At 69.2% G+C, this 18,616-nt stretch carries 13 protein-coding genes and 5 tRNA genes; 10 read left to right on the top strand and 8 right to left on the bottom strand.

All coding sequences use genetic code 11. The features are described from left to right. Window positions 1–20 precede the first annotated feature (20 nt). From CEK65_RS18725 to CEK65_RS18735, 3 genes are all read right to left on the bottom strand, one after another. Window positions 21–629, bottom strand: coding sequence for a hypothetical protein (locus CEK65_RS18725; RefSeq protein ID WP_152182637.1), 609 nt, complete (start codon window positions 627–629; stop codon window positions 21–23). A 97-nt stretch (window positions 630–726) separates the two neighbouring features. Then, window positions 727–1,953: an integrase arm-type DNA-binding domain-containing protein gene (locus CEK65_RS18730; RefSeq protein ID WP_011347431.1), complete on the bottom strand. Its 1,227-nt coding sequence runs from the start codon at window positions 1,951–1,953 to the stop codon at window positions 727–729. 184 nt (window positions 1,954–2,137) lie between these two features. After that, window positions 2,138–2,224, bottom strand: a tRNA-Leu gene (locus tag CEK65_RS18735). A gap of 432 nt (window positions 2,225–2,656) precedes the next feature. Here CEK65_RS18735 and CEK65_RS18740 point away from each other — a divergent pair. The 4 genes from CEK65_RS18740 (at window position 2,657) to CEK65_RS18755 (ending at window position 3,164) form a co-directional block, all read left to right on the top strand. Continuing rightward, window positions 2,657–2,732 (top strand) — tRNA-Ala (locus tag CEK65_RS18740). A gap of 46 nt (window positions 2,733–2,778) precedes the next feature. Then, window positions 2,779–2,854: transfer RNA gene (locus CEK65_RS18745), tRNA-Glu, on the top strand. Between the two features lie 114 nt (window positions 2,855–2,968). Then, window positions 2,969–3,044 (top strand) — tRNA-Ala (locus CEK65_RS18750). Window positions 3,045–3,088: 44 nt separating this feature from the next. Further along, window positions 3,089–3,164 (top strand) — tRNA-Glu (locus CEK65_RS18755). Between the two features lie 258 nt (window positions 3,165–3,422). On the opposite strand, the gene CEK65_RS18760 is transcribed toward CEK65_RS18755, so the two are convergent. Genes CEK65_RS18760 through CEK65_RS18780 form a run of 5 tightly spaced genes read right to left on the bottom strand, consistent with a single transcriptional unit; the run spans window position 3,423 to window position 11,812 of the window. Further along, window positions 3,423–5,294, bottom strand: a complete 1,872-nt coding sequence (locus tag CEK65_RS18760) for an alpha/beta hydrolase (protein ID WP_152182638.1) — start codon at window positions 5,292–5,294, stop codon at window positions 3,423–3,425. Beyond that, the gene (locus tag CEK65_RS18765; protein WP_152182639.1) at window positions 5,291–8,365 is read right to left on the bottom strand and encodes an efflux RND transporter permease subunit; all 3,075 of its coding nucleotides are present in this window, start codon (window positions 8,363–8,365) and stop codon (window positions 5,291–5,293) included. Before CEK65_RS18765 ends, CEK65_RS18760 begins: the two co-directional genes overlap by 4 nt. Next, window positions 8,362–9,480: an efflux RND transporter periplasmic adaptor subunit gene (locus CEK65_RS18770; RefSeq protein ID WP_152182640.1), complete on the bottom strand. Its 1,119-nt coding sequence runs from the start codon at window positions 9,478–9,480 to the stop codon at window positions 8,362–8,364. The genes CEK65_RS18765 and CEK65_RS18770 overlap by 4 nt, the downstream gene beginning before the upstream one ends. Window positions 9,481–9,503: 23 nt before the next feature. After that, complete coding sequence (locus tag CEK65_RS18775; RefSeq protein ID WP_152182641.1) at window positions 9,504–10,322, bottom strand: MipA/OmpV family protein; 819 nt, start codon at window positions 10,320–10,322, stop codon at window positions 9,504–9,506. A 29-nt stretch (window positions 10,323–10,351) separates the two neighbouring features. After that, a complete protein-coding gene (locus CEK65_RS18780) occupies window positions 10,352–11,812 on the bottom strand; it encodes an efflux transporter outer membrane subunit (protein WP_193314837.1) in 1,461 nt (486 codons plus the stop codon). A gap of 109 nt (window positions 11,813–11,921) precedes the next feature. On the opposite strand from CEK65_RS18780, the gene CEK65_RS18785 reads away from it, so the two are divergent. The 6 genes from CEK65_RS18785 to CEK65_RS18810 all read left to right on the top strand — a co-directional run bounded on the left by CEK65_RS18785 (window position 11,922) and on the right by CEK65_RS18810 (window position 18,536). Beyond that, window positions 11,922–12,611, top strand: coding sequence for a response regulator (locus CEK65_RS18785; RefSeq protein ID WP_152182643.1), 690 nt, complete (start codon window positions 11,922–11,924; stop codon window positions 12,609–12,611). After that, window positions 12,608–13,858 carry an ATP-binding protein gene (locus tag CEK65_RS18790; protein ID WP_152182644.1) on the top strand — a complete coding sequence of 417 codons (1,251 nt, stop codon included), beginning with the start codon at window positions 12,608–12,610 and terminating at the stop codon, window positions 13,856–13,858. The genes CEK65_RS18785 and CEK65_RS18790 overlap by 4 nt, the downstream gene beginning before the upstream one ends. Window positions 13,859–14,134: 276 nt before the next feature. Next, complete coding sequence (locus CEK65_RS18795) at window positions 14,135–14,335, top strand: hypothetical protein (RefSeq protein ID WP_152182645.1); 201 nt, start codon at window positions 14,135–14,137, stop codon at window positions 14,333–14,335. Between the two features lie 225 nt (window positions 14,336–14,560). Beyond that, complete coding sequence (locus tag CEK65_RS18800; protein WP_226980641.1) at window positions 14,561–15,904, top strand: SWIM zinc finger family protein; 1,344 nt, start codon at window positions 14,561–14,563, stop codon at window positions 15,902–15,904. Beyond that, window positions 15,901–17,427, top strand: a complete 1,527-nt coding sequence (locus CEK65_RS18805; RefSeq protein ID WP_152182646.1) for a DUF5691 domain-containing protein — start codon at window positions 15,901–15,903, stop codon at window positions 17,425–17,427. Before CEK65_RS18800 ends, CEK65_RS18805 begins: the two co-directional genes overlap by 4 nt. Window positions 17,428–17,453: 26 nt before the next feature. Beyond that, window positions 17,454–18,536, top strand: a complete 1,083-nt coding sequence (locus CEK65_RS18810; protein WP_152182647.1) for an AAA family ATPase — start codon at window positions 17,454–17,456, stop codon at window positions 18,534–18,536. Window positions 18,537–18,616 lie beyond the last annotated feature (80 nt).

The following is an 18,616-nucleotide window of genomic DNA, read 5'->3' on the forward strand; positions in this document are numbered from 1 at the left end:
CTAGCGTCTACGCGAAGTCGCTAGCGGTTGGATGTTTGACGTCTCCATTTGGCCACCCAGCGTCGTATGCCATCGACAGTGGTGCCAGGAACCTCCAGAACAGTCTTGGTTGCAAATTTTATGACCGCGCCATGCGCGGCCTGTTCTTTTACTGACATGCGATCCCAGTGCTCTTTAACAGCCTCTTGGGCCGTTCTTTTGGCACGGTTAGTGACATCCGCCCCGCGCCTCCTCGCATCTTTGTGGATCAGTAATTTCCTGATTTGATCGTTTGCTATTTCCATTGCGGCAGCCTCGTGTGCCTTACGGACGCCGTTTTCTTTTTCAAGAACATAGATCATTTCTTCTCGAAGGCTTGCACTATTCTGCACAACGCGCTCCGTCTTCTTTTTTTCGATCAGCAACAGCGCGGCCAGCGATAGATGCTCGGCCAATGCTTCTTTATCCTGCTTCATTGCCCAATTTTTAAAGCGCGCGAGCCGTTTGTAACAGTAGTCATGAAATGCACGATCCTCGGCTTCCTGCCGGGCCTTTTCCGCCTTCTTGCGTTCAATTGCTTCGGTTAAGCTCGGCTCTCCCGCTAGCGCCCATAAAGAAGCAAGTCCGTTCTTTGGTTGTTCGCCCATCACGCGCACCCTCAGCGCCCCTGGACAAGTCCCCGCACCACGCCGGCAGGGTGTCCGGCTTTTCGCCCCGTCGGGCTAGGTGCGGGTGTTCGGTGAAAGCTCAGCCCGCCTTGGCCCGCAGCGGTACGACGTTGCCAACCGAGCGCAGGCCGTCCAGATAGTCGGCCCAAGCCTGCATCATGCGGACACGCTCGTGCAGGTACTGCGCTGCATGCGTGTACGCCTCGCGCACCTTGTTGGTTTCGGCGTGCGCCAGTTGCCGTTCAACGGCATCTGCGTTCCAGCCCAACTCATTGAGTCGCGTTGCTGCCATGCTGCGGAAACCGTGGCCGGTCATCTCATCGCCCGAATAGCCAAGCGCGCGCAGGGCTGCATTGACAGTGTTTTCCGACATGGGCCTATTGGGGCGCAGCCCAGGGAACACGTGGTGGCCGCCACCGGTCAGGGCATGCAGATCGCGCAGGATCGCCACGGCCTGGCTGGACAGGGGCACCAGGTGCGCCGCCTTCATCTTCATGCGCTCGGGCCGAATGCGCCACATGGCGGCATCCAGGTCGATTTCCGCCCACTCGGCCGCGCGCAGTTCACCGGGGCGCACGAAAACTAGCGGGGCCAACTTCAACGCGGCATGGGTCACTGGTTGTCCGCTGAAACCCTCAATGGCCCGCAGTAGTTGGCCGATCTTGGCCGGCTCGGTGACGGCGGCATGGTGGCGCGCCTTGGCAGCTTTGAGCGCCCCCCGCAGGCTGGCGGTGGGATCGATCTCCGCCTTGCCTTCCAGCATGGCGTAACGGAACACCTGCCCGGCCTTGATCTTGGCGCGGGCGGCGGTTTCCAGCTTGCCGGTGGCTTCGATCTTGCGCAGGGCGTCCAGCAGCTCGCGGGGCGTGATCTCGCCGATAGGGCGGGAACCGATCTCGGGAAACAGGAAGGTTTCCAGCAGCCAGCGATTCTTCTCCGCCGTGACGCGCGCGACGGTCTGGCGGGCCATCCACTCCCGGGCCACCACCTCGAACGTCTCGCCAGCGGCATCCACCAAGGCGGCCCGCTCCTGCTTGGCCTGCTTCCGTTGCTCGCCGGGGTCCACCCCAGCGGCCAGCAGCTTGCGCGCTGCGTCGCGCTTCTCCCGCGCATCGGCAAGGCCGGTATCCGGGTAAGTGCCCAGGCTCAGGGTGTTGCGCTTGCCCGTCACCGGGCGCCGGTAGTCCCACCGCCACCAGCGGGCGCCATCCGGCCGCATCAGCAGGTAGAGGCCGCCGCCATCACGCAGTTTGAGCGGGACAGCTCCGGGCTTGGTCTTGCGGATGGCGGTATCTGTCAGCGGCATGGCGGTAACTTTCGGCCTTGGCGAGCGGCAACCACCGCTGTTACCGCCAAAGCTACCGCCACCTACCGCCGGATTTCAACGCATGTCGCTGGACGCAGTTGGACCAACAGGCACAAAAAAACCCGCCAAGTTGCGGGTTTTATTGAAGTTTCTGGACGCTACTGGACATCCTGAAACAATGCACTGGTGCCGAAGGTGGGACTCGAACCCACACGCTTTTAAGGGCGGCGGATTTTGAGTCCGCTGCGTCTACCGATTCCGCCACTTCGGCGCGGCCGCGGAGTATAGCCGACAGTTCGGCCGCGCCGCCAGCGCATCTGCATTTGCCGTCGTTGGAGGAGGCGGGGGGAATGGCAGTGGCCATGGGTACTTCCCGAACACATCTCTATATGTGCGTCGCACGTTAGGCGAAGCATTCGGTTCCTGCCGACCGCGCAAGGGGCGCGCAAATCCACCCGTTGTGCCGATATCGGCAATCATCGACACGAGTGGCGGAGGGCTGCGGAGGCGGGTTGGGGCCGTGTGCGGCGAGTTCCGCAGGTCGCCTCCATCGTTGGAGGTGAGGCGCAGGCGTCGCGCAATGCAGGCGTGCGCGCGGATGCAGCCGGTCGTCGCGAGGGCGTGTGCGGCGTCGCGAACGTTCCGAAAAAAACGCTTGCGTGTGCCGATCACGATCGTTAATATTCCGCTCCTCGCAGCACGTGGGGCCATAGCTCAGCTGGGAGAGCGCTTGCATGGCATGCAAGAGGTCGCCGGTTCGATCCCGGCTGGCTCCACCAACTTTTCGGACATAGGCCGTCCGCAAAGGCGACATCGTTACACAGCGTCCCCATCGTCTAGAGGCCTAGGACATCACCCTTTCACGGTGGCGACCGGGGTTCGAATCCCCGTGGGGACGCCATTTTTCGCAGCAATTCCTCGCGCGCATCCGGGTTCGGCTCTGCCGAACGCATTGAGTGCGGGGTTTGTACATCGGAAGAAAGTCGGGTAAGATTCCGCTTCTGCCAGTACACGTGGGGCCATAGCTCAGCTGGGAGAGCGCTTGCATGGCATGCAAGAGGTCGCCGGTTCGATCCCGGCTGGCTCCACCAACTTTTCGGACATAGGCCGTCCGCAAAGCAACATCGTTATCCGCGTCCCCATCGTCTAGAGGCCTAGGACATCACCCTTTCACGGTGGCGACCGGGGTTCGAATCCCCGTGGGGACGCCACTTTCGAAAACACCCGGCACTGCCGGGTGTTTTTTTATGCGTGCGGCGGCCGTGTGCAGCGGCTGCGAGATGCGGCAAGCATGCGCTGGAAGCCGGGTGGATCGCTGGCTTCTTCGAGCGAGCTGCGCTGCTGTTCCTTGTCTGCCTGCATCCAGGATGTGCGAGGGCGCCCGTACCCTCACCCCAACCCCTCTCCCGGAGGGAGAGGGGCTTGGTGGGACTGGTGCTGCATCGCTGAGGGGCTAACGCTGCACCAGTTCAATGCAGCAGCCGGCGGATCTGCAGGATCGCCTGCGGCGTGCGTTGCACGCTGTGCCCGGAGACGATCACCGTTTCCGAGGCGGCGCCGGGCAGGTGGGCGCTCCAGTACGGCACGATGCCGTCGCTGGACTGCGCCAGCGGCACGCGCGGATCCTCCTGCCCGATGATGGAGTGATAGGTCAGCTGTGGTGAGATCGGCAACTGCGCCGCGGCGAGGATGAAAGGGTCGTGATCGCTGAGGCTGTCGATGCTGTTGGGCAGCCCGTCGAGCATGTTCTTGCCCGCGATGTCCTGGAACTGATCGAGCACGCGCCGTGGCAGGCCGATCACGGCGCGTGCCAGTTCGCCCACCGTGCCGGCGGCTTCGGGCGTGCCGCGCTGCGGGGTGGCCAGGAAGATCGCCTCGGAGACTTCCGGCATCGGCGCGAACTGCAGCATCGGCCCGAGCCTGGCGTGCAGTGCCTGGCGCGCCTGCGGATCCAGCGCCGCCCCGTCGAACAGGGTTCGCCACAGCCGCTCGCCGTCGCTGGAAGACACCATCAAGCGCGCCAGCACGCCGCCCATGCTGTGCCCGATCAGCACCATGTCATGTGCGGAGACGCTGCGGCGTTGCGGATCGAACTGGTCCAGCGTCTGCTCCAGGGCGTTGCGAACCTGCAGGTGGGTGTAGGGAATCGGCAGGTTGGTCGGGTAGTAGACGAACCAGATCTGATAGCGCGCGCGGACCTGCGGATCGCCGAGCAGGTCGTTGGCCAGGTTGACCCAGGCTTCCGGGCTGCTGGCCAGCCCGTGCAGCAGCACCAGCACGCGCCGGTTCGGATCGTAGGGCTGGGTCAGGAACACGTGCGGCCGTTCGATGCCGTGCCCGAGGCCGAGCAGGGTGCGCAGCGATTGCGCGGCGAAACCGGCGCGCGCCATCCACACGCCGTAGCCGGCGCTGAAATTGGCCGCCAGCGGCACGTCGACACCGCCCATCGTGACCCGATCGCCGAGCGAGGGGTCGTGGACTTCCACGTGTGCGCTGTTGCTGGCCAGCACCTGCTTGAGCGTGCGGCCATCGAAACGCAGCAACACCGTGAGGTTGGGGGTGGGCATGTCGCTGTAGACAGGAGTGGCGTCGGTGCTGCGGATGGCCTCCGCCGCCGGCTGCGGCAGGACCGCGACCATCTCCGCGCCGAAGCCATCGCGCCGATACACGCTGCGCAGCCCATCGAAACGCAGGCCGCTGGCCGCCAGCATCGTCTCGGGCATCGGCATGTCCTGCGGGCTGCCGACGCCGCTGGCATCCAGCGTCACCGTCCAGTCGGGCAGGGCGGCGATCTGCGCGCCGGCCTCGTGCGTGGCCGGCGGATGCCGCCGGTAGCGGGCGAACAACGCGGTCACCGCCTGCTGCACGGCGTAGTTGTAGTAGTCGCGCACTTGGGTCTGGCGTTCCTCGAAGGCGCGTTCGCTGGGCGTGCGTGCGCTGAAGAACAGGTAGGCGTAGGCGTAACGCGCGGTCTGCAGCCAGGCGGCCAGCGTGGCATCGCTGGCCGGACGTTGCCTGGCGGCACGTTGCGCGGCCAGCAGCGACAGTTCCGCCGCCGTCGCCAGGGTACGTTCCTGGTCCATGTCGGCGTTGCCGAGCAACTGGTCGATGCATGGCGGCACCGTCGCCGTGCAGCGTGCCGCGTCGAGGCCGGCCACGTTCAGCGTCTGCAGTGCGGCATCGCTGGGGCGCGCGGTGCTCAGCGCGTCGCCGCGCTTGGCCTGGATGTAGCGCGCCGCATCCACGCGTTGCAGGGTGACGCTGGCACAGCCGCCGGTGCACAGCGCCATGCACAGCACGACACAGGGCAGGATCGCGCGGTGCCAGCGCCGCCGCTTCATGCCGCGACCTTCGCCGGCTTGCCGGCGCGGCGTGCGAACAGCAGGTCGTACAGCACCGGAATCACCCCCAGGGTCACCAGCGTGCCCAGGGCCAGACCGCCGATCATGGTGATGGCCATGCCGGTCCACAGCGGCCCGGCGAACAGCATCAGCGGGATCAGGCCGACGATGCAGGTCAGCTTGGTCATCACGATCGGGCGCAGGCGCTTGACCGCTGCGGCGATCACCGCCTCGTGCCGGCTCAGGCCATCGGCCAGCTCGGCCTCGATCCGTTCGAGCAGCAGCACCGCGTTGTTGACGATGATGCCGGCCAGCGCGAGCAGGCCGAAGGTGGCCATGAAGCCGAACGGATAACCGGTGACCAGCAGGGCGAGGGTGGCGCCGATCAGCACGAACGGAATGCTGGCGACCACGATGAACAGCTTGCGGAACGAATTGAACTGCCACACGAACAGCAGCAGGATCGCGCCCAGCGCATGCGGCATGTACTGCAGCAATGCCTGGTTGGCTTCGGCGGCGTCCTCCAGTTCGCCGCCCATCTCGATGCGGTAGCCCGGCGGCAGGCGCAGCGCCGCCACCTTGTCGGCCAGCGCGGCCACCACCTGGTCGGTGGTCAGGTCCGGGTTGCGGCCGGTGATGGTGATGGCGCGGCTCAGGTTGCGGCGCTGGATCGTCGAGGGTTCCGAACTCAGTTGGATGTCGGCGATCGCCGACAGCGGCAGCGGCGCGGCGCCGGAGGACGGGTAGATCGGCGTGTCGCCGGGGTTGCCGCTGCGTGCACCAGGGCCGCTGTCGCCGCGCAGCACGATCGGCACGTTGCTGCCGTCGTCGTGGATCACCGAGGCGTCCACGCCGCTGTAGCGGAGTTGCAGCGCCTGGGCGATGTCCTCGCTGGCGACGCCGGCGCGGCGCACCTTGGCCTGGTCCACCTGCACCACGTAGCGCGGAATGCGGCTGTCCCAGTCGTCGCTGACGTCCAGCGTGCCGGGCAGGGCACGCAAGGCGTCGGCGATGCCGGCGGCGATCCGGCGCAGTTGCGTTTCGTCCGGGCCGATCACCCGGTAGATCGCCACGCCGGATTCGGTCGAGCCCAGGGAGAATCGCTTGGGCTCGGCGCGTACCGCCGGGTAGGCCTGGCGCAGGTGGGAGCGCACCTTGGCGATCAGCGCATCGATGTCGCTGCCCGGCCGCACGCTGACGGTGAAGTAGGCGATGTTGGCCGCCGGCAGCGGCGGGTTCAGCCCGAGCACGATGCGCGGGCCGCCGTCGGCGACGTAGCCGATGCTGTCGACGATCTGCGGGTTCTGCCGACGGTCGGCCAGCCACTGGCTGATCGACTGCACGGTGCGCAGTGTCTCGCGCGCATCGCTGCCCGGTTGCAGGGTCACCGGCATCTGGAACTGCAGGCGGTCGGACTTGGGCAGGAAGCTGTACGGCACCGAGGCCAGCACGGTCACCGCCAGGGCGAGCAGGGCGAGCATGCTGCCCAGGAACAGCGCCTTGTGCGCCAGCAGCGCCTCGATCGTGCGCCGGTACAGCCGGTACGGCTTGGAGGTGTAGCTGTCGCCATGTCCATCGGCCGGCGCGACATGCGCGCGGGCGAAGTACATGCACAGCAGCGGGGTGATGGTGATGCTGAGCAGCCACGAGCCGAGCAGGGTCACCGCCAGCACGATCGCCAGCGAGCGCATGTATTCGTTGGTGCTGGTCTGGCCGAAGAAGAACGGCGAGAACGCCAGCACGATCACCAGCGAGGAGGTCAGCAGCGGGATCGCCAGGCTGCGGCCGGCGGCCTCGCAGGCGGCGCGGCGTTCCTCGCCGGCGGCCAGGCGCCGTTCGATGTCCTCGGCGATGACGATGCCATTGTCCACCAGCAGACCCAGCGCCAGGATGATCGCGGCGATGGACACGGTCTGCAGTTCCACGCCCAACACCCGCATCGCGATCAGCGCGCCGAGGATGGTCAATGGCACGATCGCGCCGACGATCAGGCCGGTGCGCCAGCCGAGAAACAGCATCACCACCGCCATCACGATGACGATGGTCTCGCCCATCACGTGATGCATCTTGCCCATCTCGCGCTCGACCACGTCGGCCTGGAAGGTGACCACGTGCTGTGCGAAACCCACCGGCAGCATCTTGGCGGTCTCGCCCAGGGTGTGGCGCAGCGCCTTGCCGACCTCGGCGACGTTGTTGCCTGGGGCCATCGACACGGCCACCACCACCGCCGGCTGGCCCTGGTAGATGGCGCCGGCCTCCGGCGGATCCACTGGCATCAGCTCGATCCGCGCCAGTTGCGCCAGCGGGATCTGCCGTGGGCCGTCGGCGCCCTGCGTGGCGATCGGGGTATTGCGCAGCTCGTCGAGGTCGCGCACCTCGCCGGAGGTGGTCACGGTCATCGCCATGCCCGACGCGGCGACCAGGCCGCCACCGGCGACCACGTTCTGCGCGCGCAGTTGCTGCGCGACCGCGGCCGGGGTGAGGCCGGCCTCGCCCAGCCTGGTGCGGTCGAAGGCGACATAGACGCGCTCGTCCTGCAGGCCGTGGAAGGTGACCCGCTCGACGCCCGGCACGGCGTACAGCTGCGCACGCATCTGCCGCAGCGGCCCGAGCATCTCGGCGGTGTTGAAGCCGGGCGCGGTGACCGCGATCGAGGCGATGGCGACGCGGCCGAAGTCGTCGTCGACCAGCGGCCCCTGCGTACCCGCGGGCAGCTCGGCACCGGCCTCGGCCGCCTTGCTGCGCACCCGCTGCCACAACGCCGGCAGGTCCTTGACGCTGTCCTGCGCGGTGACCTGCACGATGGCGCTGCCGGGATGGATGGTGGTGACGATCTTCTTCAGCCCGCTGACCTCGCGCAGGCGTTCCTCCAGCGGACGCGCGAGCAGGTTCTCCACGCGCTCGCTGGGCATGCCGGGGTAACCGACCTGCACGATCGCATCGCGCACGGTCACGCTCGGTTCCTCCTGCGACGGGAAGCCGAGGAAGGTGACGATGCCGCCGATCAGGATCAGGGCGGCGCTGAACAGCGCCAGGCGGCTCGATTGCAGGGTGGCGCGGGTCAGGTTCATGGCGAGGTGGTGCCGAGGCGGGTGATGGGACGGAACGGCACGACGTGCTGGCCGTCGTGAAGGAAGGCGGCGCCAGCGGCGACGATGCGCTCGCCCGGAGCCAGGCCACGCAGGATCTGCACGCGGCCGCCCTCGGCGTGCCCGGTGACGACCTGACGACGGCGCACGCTGCCGCTGTCCTGGCGGTACACGAACAGCATGGTCTGGCCGTCGGCCATGCTCGGGATCAGCGCGCTCAACGGCACGCTCGGCGCCTGATCGGCGGCGCTGTCGGGCAGGGCCAGCAGCAGCGATTCGCCGCTGCGCGGCTGCGCCGCGTCGGCGCCGGTGCTGTCGAACAGCGCCTGCACGGTGGCCCCGCCGTCCAAGCGTTCGGACACGCTGCGCAGGCGCAGCGGCAGCGCCTGCTGCGGTGCGCTGCTGCGGTAGGCGAGGACGCTTTGGCCCGGTTGCAGCGCCGCCGCGCGATCGGCCGGCAGCGTCGCCAGCACCTGCGCGCGATCGGCGCCGTCCAGTTGCAGGACCGGCTGGCCCGCGCTCACCAGACTGTCGGGCTGCTGCAGGCGTGCCACCACGCTGCCGTCGAACGGTGCGCGCAGTTCCGATTGACGCACCGCGCGGCGCGCCAGCGCCAGGTCCGACTGCGCGCTGCGGACCTTCGCCTGCGCCGCGGCGAAGGCGCTCTTGGCTGCGGTCAGGGTCGCGGCCGAGGCGGCGCCGTCGTCGAACATGGCCTGCTGCTGGGCGAGCTGGGTCTGCTGCTGCTGCAGGTCTGCCGCGGCGATGCCGACGCCGGCCTCGGCCTGCTGCAGGCGCAGGTTGTTCGGTTCCGGGTCCAGGCGTGCGAGCACCTGGCCGGCGCGCACGCGGTCGCCCACGTCCACGGCGATGGCGGCGATGCGGCCGCCGCCTTCGAAGCCGAGATCGGCGCGTTGTTGCTGGCGCACCTGGGCGAGGTAGCGGGTGCTGTCGCGCGCGGCATCGCTGCCGACGGTTTCCAGCTTGACCGCGCGCGGCGCGTCGGCGGGCGGTGCGGCCTCGCGGCCGCAGCCGGACAGCGCCAGCACGGCCAGCGGCAGGCACAGCGTGAGAAGCAGGGTGGGGCGCAGGGTCATGATCGGCGGTGTCCCGGGAACGTTCAGAAGGTGTAGGTGACGGTGGCGCCGCCGCCGGCAGCGGCGCGGCGACGCACCACCGGGCTGCCGTCGGCGGGGCCGACGTAGCGGGTGGCGTTGAGCAGCAGCGAGGCGGTCCAGTGCGGCGACAGGGTGTGATCCCATTCGGCGCCGACGGTGTAGGCGTACACGCCGGCATCGGCGCGGTGCGGTTGGAATCCGCTGGTCAGGCTTTGCGCCTCGGTGACGCCGAAGTACGCCTGGTTGAAGCGGCGGTCGCCGACGTGCGCGTCCAGGTCCAGGGTCACGTTGTCGGCCGCCGCCTGCATCAGGGTGAAGCGCGCGCCGGCGCGGTAGCGGTTGCGGCGCGCACCGTCCTTCAGCGCGAACTCCGCCTCGGCGTCCAGCGCCAGGTACGGGGTGAGCTGCTGCATGACCAGGCTGCGTGCGGTGATCGCGCCGGGCACGTCGCCCATGCCGGCCAGGCGCTTGGAGCCGGGGCGCCAACTGCTGTCGCGCTGCAGGCGGCCCAGGTCGTAGCCGAACGACTGGCTGGCGGAGAAGCCGTGCGCGTTCTGGAACTGGACGCCGGCGCCGCGCAGCGTGTCCGCGAACAGGATGCCGCGCTGTATCGAAAACACCGGCACCGCCTGCACGCGGTCGTCGGCGGAGCCGGGATAGCGCGGAGTCAGCATGGCGCCGGCGCCCACGCTCACTTGGGTGCGGTCGCCGAACAGGCCGGCGCTGGGAGCCGGATCGGGGTCTGCGGCGTGCGCGGCCGGCGGCAGCGCCAGCACCGCCACGGTCAGCGTGGGCGACAGAACGGACAGGAGATGTTTCATCGGGGCAACCTCGTGCGGGGGAAAGGTCATCAGGGCGCGTGCGGCAGCGGCACGCCGTAGAACGCGCGGAACAGCGCGATGCGATCGAGCAGCAGGTCCTGGCGCGCCTGCAGATGCTCCAGTTCGGCCTGCGCGGCCTGGATGTCGCCGGCCAGCAGCTCGGGGCGGTCCTGCAGACCTTGCGCGACGCGCTGCTGCAGGCGCGCCACACGCTGGCGTTCGCGTTCGAGATTGGTGCGTTCGCCACGTTCGCGCTGCTGCAGCGCCGGCAGCGCATCCAGCGCATCGGCGACCTCGCGGAACGCCGCTTCCACGGTCTTCTCGTAGTCGGCCACCGCGCCGTCCTTGCGCAGCTGTGCGAGATCCAGGTTGGCGCGGTTGCGGCCGCCGTCGAACAGCGGCAGCACCAGTTGCGGCATGAAGCTCCAGGTGCGGCTGCCGGGCATGAACAGGCCGTTCAATGCCTCGCTGGCGGTACCCAGCGAGGTGCTCAGGCGGATCGACGGGAAGAACGCGGCGCGCGCGGCGCCGATGTCGGCATTGCGCGCGCGCAGTTCGGCCTCGGCCTGGCGGATGTCCGGGCGCTGCAGCAGCAACTGCGAGTCGAGGTCGCGCCAGGTGCGGCCATCGTCCTGCCCGGCACCCGGCATCAGGTCCTGCAAAGTGCCGGCGCCGTCCGGCGTGGCGTAGCCGGCGAGCAGTTGCAGGGCGCGGCGAGCGGCGGCGTGATCGCTGGTGGCCTGCTGCGCGCGCGCCTGCGCCTGGTCGTCGTCGTGGCGCTGGCGGTCCAGCGCATCGCGGGAGATCAGCCCGACCGCCTGCTGGCGCGTGGCGATCGCCAGCAGTGCGGCACTGCGCTCGGCGATGGTCTGCGCCTGCTGCTGGCTCTGCAGGGCAGCACGCTCCAGTGTGTAGGCGCGCAGCACCTCGGCGATCAGCGCGCCGCGCGCCGCCTGGCGGCCGTCTTCGGAGGCCAGGTAACGCTGCTGCGCCGCCGCCGACAGCGAGGCCAGCTTGCCGAACAGGTCCAGTTCGAAGCCATCCACGCCGACTGCGACGGTACTCAGCTTCTGGCCATAGCGCGCCTGCGTGGCCGCGTCGTCGTAGCTGCGACGCGTGCCCTGGGCATCGAGGCCCAGCTGCGGCAGCTGCTGCGCGCGTTCGATGCGGTACTGGGCGCGCGCCTGCTGCACGGTCAGCACGGCATTGCGGAAGTCCGGATCGTGGGCCAGTGCCTGGGTCAGCAGCGGGGCCAGGTCGTGCTGCGGCGAGAATGTCCGTACGAACTGCAGTTCCTGGTCGGTGAGCGCACTCTCACCGCGATCCGGTGCGGCGGCCGCGGTCGCGTTGGTCGCGCCGAAGGTGGGCGGCATGGCCGGTTGCGGGCGTTGGTAGACCGGCGCCAGGGAGCAGCCACCCAGGGCGAGCGCGAGCAGGCAGAGCAGGGCGCGGGTGCGACACGGGCGAAGCGGCAGGGACGGTAGAATCATGGCAGCGGTCGGGTGATCGAACTCGACTGCCAGCATCGGCGGGCATGTTCAAGCCGCCTTCTAGGAATCTTCAAGATTCCATCAAGACGCCAAACACGGGCACCGGGCAATGCACGCGAAGAAGATCCTGCTGGTCGAAGACGATGCCGATAGCGCCAGCATCCTCGAGGCCTACCTGCGCCGCGACGGCTTCGAGGTCACCATCGCCGAGGACGGGCAGAAGGCGGTGGCGGTGCATGCGCAGTGGAAGCCGGACCTGGTGCTGCTGGACGTGATGCTGCCGCGGCTCAGCGGCACCGAGGTGCTGTCCACGATCCGCCGCAGCAGCGACACGCCGGTGATCATGGTCACCGCGATGGGCGACGAACCGGAGAAGCTCGGCGCGCTGCGTTACGGCGCCGACGACTACGTGGTCAAGCCGTACAGCCCCAAGGAAGTGGTGGCGCGGGTGTATGCGGTGCTGCGCCGCGCCGGGCCGGCGCGTGCCAGCGAGGAGCCGCTGCGCCACGAGCGCCTCACCGTGGACACCGCCGCGGTGCGTGCCACCGTGCGCGATGCCGACGGCCACGAGGTGGCGCTGGAACTGACCCCGACCGAGTTCAACATCCTCGCGACGCTGATGAAGACGCCGTTCAAGGCCTTCACCCGCAGCGAACTGCTGGAGATCTGCCTGCCCGACAGCGACGCGCTGGAGCGGGTGGTGGATGCGCACGTGCACAACCTGCGCAAGAAGCTGGAACATGAGCAGGTCACCGGCCTGCTGGTGACCGTGCGCGCGATCGGCTACCGTTTCCGATGAACTGGGCCTGGTTCCGCCGCAAACGCCACGCCCCGCTGTGGCAATGGGTAGGCCTGCGCATGAGCGCGCTGGCGGTGCTGACCATCATCGCGATCGCGCTGGGCATGGTGCTGCGCTTCGCGATCTGGGACGTCTCCACCCTGAGCCGCCTGCCGCCGCAGGCGCGGCAGGAGATGCTGCAACTGCGCGAGGATCCGCACAGCAATGCGCGGCGCCTGTGGGAACTGTTCGAAACCTATTACGACGTGGCCGACTTCCTGCCCGGACTGGCCAGCCGCGACTGGTGGCTGCTGGCGGGCATGGTGCTGGCGTCGATTCCGGTGATCGTGGTCTGCGGTCTGCTCGCTTCGCGGCCATTGTCGCGGCAGTTCTCCAACGTCGCCGAGGCGGCGCGGCGGATCAGCGATGGCGATTTCGCCGCACGTGCGCGCGTTGTGCCCGGCGCCCCGGACGAACTGGCCGGGCTGGCGACCGACTTCAACGGCATGAGCGCGCAGCTGCAGCGGTACGAGCGCGAGGTGCGCGAGTCCAGCGCGATGCTGGCGCACGAACTGCGCACCCCGCTCAACGCGGCGATGGGGCGGGTGCAGGGCATGCTCGACCAGGTGTTCCCGAGCAGCGAGGAGCAGTTGCGCATGGTCCAGCGCCAACTGGAACAGATCAATCGCCTGGTCGGCGACCTGCACCTGCTGTCGATGGCACGCGCCAACCAGTTGATGCTGGAGCCGCAGAGGTTCGCACTCGGCGCCCTGGTCCGCGAACGCCTGACCTGGGCGGCGCAGCCGCTGCAGGAGGCCGGCATGCAGATGCAGGTGCGCATTCCCGAGCAGTTGCACATCAGCGCCGACCGTGACCGCCTGGGCCAGGTGCTGTCGGTGCTGATCGACAATGCGCTGCGCTACGCCGCGGCCGGCGGCGAACTGGCGCTGGAGGCGCAGGCCGATGCCGATGGCGTGCTGATCCGCGTGGCCGATCGCGGTCCCGGCGTCGACGAGGAAGCGCTGGCGCGGATGGGCGACCGTTTCTGGCGCGCCGACGATTCGCGGGCACGCCATTCCGGCGGCAGCGGCCTCGGCCTGTCGATCGCCGCGGCCATCTGCCAGGCGCACGGCGGCACGCTGGAGTTCGCCAACCGTGCGGGCGGTGGGCTGTGTGCGCGGGTGCGCTTGCCGCATGCGCCTGCCGGCGACGCGGATGCGCTGGTCACAGGTGCGTCCGCGGCGAACCCGCGCAAGCGCCTGGCCTGAGGCTCGCAACGGCTGTGGGATGTGGCGGGGGCTTGGCCAGCGGGAGTGGCGCACAATTCGCCCCATCGCAGTGCCCATGCTCGATGTCGCGGCGAACGGCGCCTCGTCGATGAACCCGTCGACCGCGGCACGTCCACGCGCCGAACTGCGGAGCGCAGATGCGGTTCTGCATCTGGCTGTCCACGCGGCACGAACCACCGATGGCCGGCTTGGCGGTAAAGTGCATCAAGGTCGACACCTGCATCGGCCCGCCCGTGCCGCAAATCGGATCCCGCAATGCACGCAGACAGCACCGCCCTCCCAACTGGAACCACCCCCGCCGAATGGCGCTCCATCGAGCACGCCGCCACCCGGGAACTGCAACGCCGCACCGAGGCGGCGCATACGACGGTGATCGCACTGTTGCAGACCCACGCCGCTGCGTTCAGCGCGAAACAGCGCGCCCAGATCCGGCGGCGGTTGGCGCGGGGCGGCTGAACCCCACGGCTGCAGGTGCGGCAGTGCGACATGCGAGGGGTGCGTGATGCCGCAGCCAGCGAGGGAATGACAGGCGCCATCGACCGGCGTCGCATGCCCAGTTGTCAGCGCAAAGGCACACGCGGTCGGTGAGCCAACGAGGCAGCCGCCCGCGTGCCGCGTGTCCGGCGCCGACCATGTCGCTGATTGCCACACAACCTCGGCTATCATCGACCGGACGCTGAGATGAGTAAGGATATGGAAGTGCGACTCACGCGCGAGCAGGTCCTCGCGCTTGCGCCGGATGCGGCATCGGCCAAGGCGGCCGCCGGCCTGGCCACGGACGGGAAGTGGGGCCTGCTCGGCGCCGACGCCGAGGTGCTGTGGGGAGAATGCCAGGGCAGTGGCGCCAAGCCCTACCAGACCCAGGTGGACCTGGTCGCGCTGGTCAGCCGTTGCTCGTGCCCCAGCCGCAAGTTTCCGTGCAAGCACGGGCTGGCCATGCTGTTGCTGTATGCCGACGGCAACCCGCGCTGCGTGCCGGGCACTCGGCCGGCCTGGGTCGAGGAATGGATGCAGGGACGTCGCGAACGCGCGGCGCGCAAGGAGGAGGTCGCCGCCAGCACACCGCCGCCCGATCCGCAGGTCCAGGCCGCGGCGGCAGCCAGGCGCGAACAGGCGCGTTGGGCGCGCATGCAGGCCGGCGCGGCTGAACTGCAACGCTGGATCGCCGACCAGTTCCGCCAGGGCCTGGCCAATCTGGGCGCGGAATTCGGCCAGGACGCGCGGCGCATGATGGCGCGCATGGTCGATGCGCAGGCTCCCGGCCTGGCCGCGCAGTTGGAGCGCGCCGTGGGCGAGGGCGGCCGCGATCTCGCGCAGCTCGCCGACCTCGGCGAACGCCTCGGCCTGCTGCAACTGTTGGTCCAGGCGGTGCCGCGCGCAGGGGATTTCAGCGCCGCGCGCCAGGCGGACCTGCGTGCCGCACTGGGCTGGCCGCTGGAGCGCGACACCGTGTTGCGCGAAGGCGAGGCGGTGCACGATCGTTGGCATGTGCAGGGCCAGCACCTGATCGAGCAGCCGGGCAATCTGCTGGAACGCCGGGTGTGGCTGCAGGGCCTAGACAGTGGCCGCCCCGCGCTGCTGCAGGAGTACAGCCACGGCGGGCGCGGATGGGAGCAGCAGTGGCGCAACGGTCATGTGCATGCCGGCTGCCTGCATTTCCATCCGGGTACGGTGCCGTTGCGCGCCGTGCCGAGCGAACTCGATGCCGGCGTGGAGGCCGGCGCCGCGCTGCCGCGCACCGACACCCTGGACCCCGCCGCCCGTGCGCATGCGCTCAACCCATGGCTGCCGCAGGTGCCGATGCGCCTGCAGGAGGCGCAGATCGCGCACGACGGCCGCAGCGTCCGGGCGCAGCACAGCGAAGGCAGCCTGCCGCTGCAGCTGCCCGCGATGCAGGCTTGGGCGCTGCTCGCGTTCGCCGGCGGTCATCCTGTCTGCCTGATGGGCGAGTGGGACGGCGACACGCTGTGGCCGCTCAGCGCGTGGAACGCGCAGGGCGAGCGCTGGGAAAGGAGCGCGGCATGAACGAGGCCTGGTTGAAACCGGCGCTGCTGGGCATCGATCGCGCGCAACGGATTGCCCTCGATGGCGCACTCGGCGAGGTGCTCGCCGCCATCGCCACGCAGGAAGATGCCGCACTGGGCTACAGCCTGCAGGTGGGCGCGTTGGCCTCCTGCCGGCGTGCGGCGCTGCGTCTCGGCGCGCCACTGCCACTACCGCCGCCCGCGCCGCACGATCCGCAAGCGTTGCCCGCAGACCATGCCTGGGTGCCGCTGTTGCGGGCGCTGTTCGCCAGCGCGCAGCCCGCAGCGTGGCTGAAACGCCTTCGCCACGAAGCCTGCCTGCAACTGGCCGCACGCGGCCAGCATCTGCCGGTCGTGGTACTGCCGCAGGCATTGGACGCAGGCGCGCGCCTGAGCGCGCTGCGGGGCGCATTGCGCCCGGTGCTGGGCGCGCGCGGCCGCTGGCTCGCAGGGCGCAATGCGGAGTGGACCTACGCCGCCGATGCGGTAGCGGCGGCGCAGACGCCTGCCGATCTGGCGCGGATCTGGGAGGAGGGCACGTTCGATGCGCGCCTGCTGGCCTTGCGGCAGTTGCGCGCGTCAGACCCCGACGGCGCGCGCCAGCGCCTGCAGGACGCGCAGAAGGAACTGTCCGCACGTGAACGCGCCGCCTGCGTCGATGCGTTACAGCCGCAGTTGTGCGAGGCCGATGCGCCGTTCCTGCAGCAACTGCTGAAGGACCGCAGCCGCGAGGTCCGCCAGTTGGCCGGGCCGATGCTGGCGCGGTTGTCGTCCACCGCACATGCGCAGTACCTGCAGGCGCAGATGTCGGCGGTGTTGCAACAGCAGCGCACCGGCCTGTTGCGCCGAGTGAGCTGGACCCTGGAGGCGCCGAGGGCGGCCGATGCCGGGTGGAACGAGGCGGCCATCGACAGCAAGCGGCCCGACAGCGACGCGCTCGGTGAGCGCGCCTGGTGGCTCTATCAACTGGCGCGGCAGTTGCCGCTCGCCTGGTGGTGCCGCACGCTGGAGAAGACCCCGCAAGAGGTGCTGGCCTGGTCCCGCACCACGGAGTGGGACGCCGCCCTGCTGCGTGCCTGGCTGGAGCAGGTGGACGCCAGCGAGCCGGCCTGGGTGGAAGCCCTGCTCGACGTGGAGCAACGGCAGCGCAGCCCGAGCGAGCTGCTGGCCCTGCTGCCGCCGGAGCGGCGCGAGCGCTACTGGCCGCCGAGTACCGCGCAACTGCAGCGGCAGGCGCTGCTCGGTGAGGTGCTGGCCGGCACCGCCCACGGCCAGCACTTGAGCGCCGCCTATTCGCAGTCGCTGGCGACAGACCTGGGCTCGCTGTTCGGCGCTCCGATGCTGCGCCACGACTATCTGCTGCGCGACGCGCTGCTGGAACTGCTTGCCGTCCTGCATCCGTCGGCATTGCCGCGGGTGCAGGTGGCCGATCCGCCTGCGGACGCCAGCGCCGCCTTGCTCGATTGCGTGCAGCAGGCCCGCCAGCTCCTGGTCCTGCGCCAGAGCCTGCACGCCGCATCCTGATCCTCACGCCTTTCACTGGAGACCTCATGAGCACTGCCGTCCTGCGCCAGCACGCCGAACATCAATACGCCGAGGAACTGGAGGAACTGCGCCGCCAGGACAGCCGCCAGCGGCCTGCCAACTGGCAGCTGTCGCCCTGGGCGGTGGTGACCTACCTGCTCGGCGGCACGCTGGAGAACGGCTTCGTGGTCAGCCCCAAGTACATCGGCGACCGCCGCCTGATGGAAGTGGCCGTGGCGACCATCGCCACCGATCGCGCCCTGCTGCTGTTCGGCGTACCGGGCACCGCCAAGTCCTGGGTGTCCGAACACATGACCGCGGCGATCAGCGGCGATTCCACGCTGCTGGTGCAGGGCACCGCCGGCACCAGCGAAGAGCAGATCCGCTACGGCTGGAACTATGCGCAGCTGCTGGCCAACGGGCCCAGCGAGAAGGCCCTGGTGCCGAGTCCGCTGATGCAGGCCATGCGCCTGGGCAAGATCGCCCGCATCGAGGAGCTCACCCGCATTCCGGCCGACGTGCAGGACGCGCTGATCACCGTGCTGTCGGAAAAGACCCTGCCGATCCCGGAGCTGGGCAGCGAAGTGCAGGCGGTGCGCGGCTTCAGCGTGATCGCCACCGCCAACAACCGCGACAAGGGCGTCAACGAACTGTCCAGCGCGCTGAAGCGCCGCTTCAACACCGTGATCCTGCCGGTGCCGTCCAGCGAGGAGGACGAAGTGGCGATCGTGCGCAAGCGCGTGGCCGAAATGGGCGCGGCGCTGGACCTGCCGGCCGAGCCGCCGGCGCTGCAGGAAGTGGCGCGGGTGGTGCGCATCTTCCGCGAGTTGCGCAATGGCGTCACCGAAGACGGCAAGGCCAAGTTGAAGAGCCCGACCGCCACGCTCTCCACCGCCGAGGCCATTTCCGTGATCAACAACGGCATGGCCCTGGCCGGCCATTCCGGCGACGGCGTGTTGCGCCCCGGCGACATGGCCGCCGGCATGATCGGCGCCATCGTCAAGGATCCGGTGCAGGACGCGCTGGTGTGGAAGGAATACCTGGAAACCGTGGTGAAGGAGCGCGAGGACTGGAAGGACCTGTACCGCGCGTTCCGCGAGCAGGCCTGAGCGAGCCGGCCTCGATGAGCGAAGCCATCTCCCTGTTCGGCATTCGCCACCACGGTCCCGGCTGCGCGCGCAGCCGGGAC

It is taken from the genome of Xanthomonas sp. LMG 12459 (assembly GCF_009192905.1).
Taxonomy (GTDB): domain Bacteria; phylum Pseudomonadota; class Gammaproteobacteria; order Xanthomonadales; family Xanthomonadaceae; genus Xanthomonas_A; species Xanthomonas_A sontii.

What these genes read in the sequence shown, in the direction of transcription:
- CEK65_RS18780 (WP_193314837.1), bottom strand. Translation starts at nt 11,812, where the DNA reads ATGATTCTACCGTCCCTGCCGCTTCGCCCGTGTCGCACCCGCGCCCTG.
- CEK65_RS18760 (WP_152182638.1), bottom strand. Translation starts at nt 5,294, where the DNA reads ATGAAGCGGCGGCGCTGGCACCGCGCGATCCTGCCCTGTGTCGTGCTG.
- CEK65_RS18810 (WP_152182647.1), top strand. Translation starts at nt 17,454, where the DNA reads ATGAGCACTGCCGTCCTGCGCCAGCACGCCGAACATCAATACGCCGAG.
- CEK65_RS18765 (WP_152182639.1), bottom strand. Translation starts at nt 8,365, where the DNA reads ATGAACCTGACCCGCGCCACCCTGCAATCGAGCCGCCTGGCGCTGTTC.
- CEK65_RS18805 (WP_152182646.1), top strand. Translation starts at nt 15,901, where the DNA reads ATGAACGAGGCCTGGTTGAAACCGGCGCTGCTGGGCATCGATCGCGCG.
- CEK65_RS18730 (WP_011347431.1), bottom strand. Translation starts at nt 1,953, where the DNA reads ATGCCGCTGACAGATACCGCCATCCGCAAGACCAAGCCCGGAGCTGTC.
- CEK65_RS18800 (WP_226980641.1), top strand. Translation starts at nt 14,561, where the DNA reads ATGAGTAAGGATATGGAAGTGCGACTCACGCGCGAGCAGGTCCTCGCG.
- CEK65_RS18790 (WP_152182644.1), top strand. Translation starts at nt 12,608, where the DNA reads ATGAACTGGGCCTGGTTCCGCCGCAAACGCCACGCCCCGCTGTGGCAA.
- CEK65_RS18770 (WP_152182640.1), bottom strand. Translation starts at nt 9,480, where the DNA reads ATGACCCTGCGCCCCACCCTGCTTCTCACGCTGTGCCTGCCGCTGGCC.
- CEK65_RS18785 (WP_152182643.1), top strand. Translation starts at nt 11,922, where the DNA reads ATGCACGCGAAGAAGATCCTGCTGGTCGAAGACGATGCCGATAGCGCC.
- CEK65_RS18795 (WP_152182645.1), top strand. Translation starts at nt 14,135, where the DNA reads ATGCACGCAGACAGCACCGCCCTCCCAACTGGAACCACCCCCGCCGAA.
- CEK65_RS18775 (WP_152182641.1), bottom strand. Translation starts at nt 10,322, where the DNA reads ATGAAACATCTCCTGTCCGTTCTGTCGCCCACGCTGACCGTGGCGGTG.